Source organism: Actinomycetes bacterium (genome assembly GCA_036510875.1).
In the GTDB taxonomy this organism is placed as follows: domain Bacteria; phylum Actinomycetota; class Actinomycetes; order Prado026; family Prado026; genus DATCDE01.
The window spans coordinates 1-2,418 of sequence record DATCDE010000235.1 but is presented as its reverse complement, the minus strand read 5'-3'; the positions used below and the strand labels follow the sequence as shown (position 1 = coordinate 2,418).

The 2,418-nt window shown below is 67.2% G+C and carries 2 protein-coding genes; one reads left to right on the top strand and one right to left on the bottom strand.

Features of this window, described 5'->3' with window-relative positions; all coding sequences use genetic code 11:
* The coding region (locus VIM19_13650; GenBank protein ID HEY5185915.1) for a hypothetical protein at window positions 1-500 on the top strand (500 nt) is incomplete at its 5' end.
* Between the two features lie 48 nt (window positions 501-548).
* Here the strand turns inward: VIM19_13650 and VIM19_13645 are convergent.
* Window positions 549-2,264 carry a SulP family inorganic anion transporter gene (locus VIM19_13645; GenBank protein HEY5185914.1) on the bottom strand — a complete coding sequence of 572 codons (1,716 nt, stop codon included), beginning with the start codon at window positions 2,262-2,264 and terminating at the stop codon, window positions 549-551.
* Between the last annotated feature and the right edge of the window lie 154 nt (window positions 2,265-2,418).

Below are 2,418 nucleotides of genomic sequence, written 5' to 3'. Positions count from 1 at the left end.
TCCTGCAGGTCATCGTCATCGCCACCATCGGGTTCCTCTGGTTCGTCGGGGTCGTGCGTGGGCGCCTGGGTGAGCGGGAGCCCAGGCTCTTCGGCACGGTCTTCCTCGGTGGCAGTGTGCTGATGGCAGGGGTCATGATCGCTGGTACCTCCGCCCTGGCCGCGCCCTCGGTTCTGGTTGAGGCCGGCGGGAAGGCGGTGGACCCGGGTGCCGCCTCGATGTCCCGGGCTCTGGCGGTGAGTCTGCTCTCGGTGTTCGCTCCCCGCATCGCGACCCTGGTGATGTTCTCGACCGCCGCCCTGAGCCGAAAGACCAACGCGCTACCTGGATGGCTGATCTATGTCACCTACATCGTGGGGATCCTCGAGTTCGTCAACTTCACGGTCGCTGAACCGACCGTCTACGTCTTCCCGGCCTGGATCGGGCTGGTCAGCATCGTCCTGCTGATCCGCGACCGGCCGGCACACCTCCGGTCGCCTCATGATCAGGCGGCGGCCTGACCCTGCGGGGAGGAAATCCGGCCCGACGGCGTCGCGGTGAGGGCCTCACTACTGTGCGTTGGGCTCGCCAGGACGCCGGTTGGCCTCGACCCACGCCGCCGCGTCGGCCTGGGCACGCTCCACGGAGGCGCCCACCCGCTCACTGCCTCGGTACACGTTCTCGGGGCCGATCACGTCGGTGATCCCGGCGACGCCGATCTGCTCGTCGATGGTGTCGTTGGTGGACACCAGGACAAGCTTTGCACCGACGGCCGCCAGACCTTCGGCGTAACGGCGGAGCACGTCCATGAAGGTGGTCCCGAGATCGCTGCGGCCACGTAGCCGCAGAATCACCACAGAGTTCCGCGAGGCCGGGCCCGGGGCAGGCAGGCCCGTCTCGAACACCGGCGCGGCGGCGAAGAACAGGCTCCCGTACGGCTGCAGGACGACCACCTCGTTGGCCGGAAGCTCGGCCGGGGGGTCGGTCTCGACCAGATGCCCATCGGCGTCGATCTGCCGTCGTTTGATGGTGATCTGGTTCGACTGCCGCACGACGTGCAGGATCACGGACAACCCCACCCCGACCAGGACCGCGTACTGCAGGGGGATGACCATGGTCAGCGCGAAAGTCGTGACAAGGACCACCTTCTGCACCACGCCGGTCTTCCACACGGACGCCAGATCCGCCACCTTGATAGTGCGGTAGCCGATCAGCATCAGCAGCCCGGCCAGGGCAGGCATGGCGACGTTGCCCACCAGAGGGCCGAAGGCGACGATCACGACCGCCATCACCACCCCGGCGATCACCAGAGCCAGACGCGACCGCGCCCCAGCCGCCTTGTTCAGCGAGGACGCCGACAGGGACCCGCCCACCGGCATCCCCTGGAAGACCCCCGCGGCCACGTTCGCGGCCCCCTGCCCGACAAAGTCACGTGACGCGTCAGGGTAGCGGCCGTCGGGATTGGGGAAGTTGGCCGAGATGCTCGCCCCCTGGACCAGCCCCACGAACGCCAGCGACAGTGCCGGCACCACCAGCGAAGGGACAAGCCGGAGCATCGGGGCCTCAGGCCGCGGAAGGGACTGGGGAACGACCCCGAGATCCTTCAGGGTCGCAACCTCGGACCACCCGGCAACTATCGCGACAGTCGAGGTGACCACGACCGCGACCACCAGTCCCAGCGGACCAAGCCTGGTGCGCTCGAGCAGGACGATCAGCACGATCGTGGCCGCCCCCACGACCACGGTCGTCAGGTGAAGCTGTCCGGGGTGCAGCAGAGTGTTGAGAGTGCGGGCGATCCGGTTCGGTCCCTGCGCGTCGTACCCGGTGAAGTTGGCCAGCTGACCCAGGATGATGTTGACACCAACAGCGTTGATGAACCCGACCATCACCGCATTCGACACGAACCGCAGGACCGACCCGAGATGCAGAAGCCCGGCCGCCAGCATGACGACGCCGGTCAGCAGCGAGAGCGTGAACAACGCACGACCGGGGTCACTGGCCGTGTGAACTGCCGGCACATCCGCCACGACCATGGCCATCGCGCCCGTGCCCTGAACCGCCATGAAGGACGAGCTCGTGACGACCGCACCCGTAATCGTGCCGACCAGGTACGCGTACAGCCCCGACAAAGGGCTGACCCCAGCCAACAGGCCAGTCGCGAGACCGTCCGGCACGCTCTGAATACCGAGCACCACGCCGGCGACGGTGTCCTCACGAACAGTGGCCCGCCCCATCTTGAAGCGGCGTTCCAGCTGCCCGCCCTCCCTGCCTCTTGGGTGCCGCATCACACGTGACTACCTCTCAGTCCGAAGGCCCCATCATCGCGATCACACAGCGGCACCAACCCAGAGCTCAATTTCCTCGCGAACACCCGACGTGCTCCTACCCGCGCCCATCTGGCGGGACTTCTGCCATCAGCAATGTGCAGCATCAACCACG

What these genes read in the sequence shown, in the direction of transcription:
- VIM19_13645 (HEY5185914.1), bottom strand. Translation starts at nt 2,264, where the DNA reads ATGCGGCACCCAAGAGGCAGGGAGGGCGGGCAGCTGGAACGCCGCTTC.